The sequence below is a fragment of the Acinetobacter sp. genome (assembly GCF_036666595.1).
In the GTDB taxonomy this organism is placed as follows: domain Bacteria; phylum Pseudomonadota; class Gammaproteobacteria; order Pseudomonadales; family Moraxellaceae; genus Acinetobacter.
In genome coordinates, this window is record NZ_JAVWVO010000095.1 from 1 (window position 1) to 658 (window position 658).

The following is a 658-nucleotide window of genomic DNA, read 5'->3' on the forward strand; positions in this document are numbered from 1 at the left end:
GGCATCAATTTGCATGATTGCCGTACCTCTGGTTCGCGCGGCCGTATTTGCAAGGAAGATGTAGAAGCTGTTTATGCACGTGACAATCCAAGTGTGTGCGATACGGCATGTGACTCTGCACCCGCTCCATCTGCCGCAGTGACTACAATTTCCATGAATGGCATGCGCAGGGCAATTGCTTCGCGCTTGCAGTCTGCGAAACGCAATGCACCGCATTTTCGTTTGATTGCTGATTTAAATGTTGATGCTATTCAGGCGCTGCGCAGCCAAATTAATGCCACGGTTCCGCAAGTTAAACTGTCGATAAATGACATGCTGATTAAAGCTGCCGCTGCTGCCTTAATAAAAGTGCCGCAAGTCAATGTGCAGTTTGATGAAGAAAATCAGCAGATTTTACAATTTGAGCATGCCGATATTTCTATCGCGGTTGCCATTGAAAATGGCTTGATCACGCCGATTGTGAAAGCGGCGAATAAAAAGTCTTTAGCGGAAATTTCTACTGAGGTGCGGGATTTAGCCACACGCGCCAAAATAGGAAAGCTTGCGCCAGATGAGTTTCAAGGCGGCAGCTTCAGCATTTCAAATTTAGGTATGCTGGGCGTGAAACAGTTTGATGCCATTATCAATCCACCACAGGGTGCTATTTTGGCCTTGGGTG

At 47.1% G+C, this 658-nt stretch carries 1 protein-coding gene; it reads left to right on the forward strand.

What is annotated here, in order from left to right; translation table 11 throughout:
* On the forward strand, positions 1–658 hold a 658-nt coding region (locus tag RR876_RS16975; protein WP_332637189.1), incomplete at both ends, for a 2-oxo acid dehydrogenase subunit E2.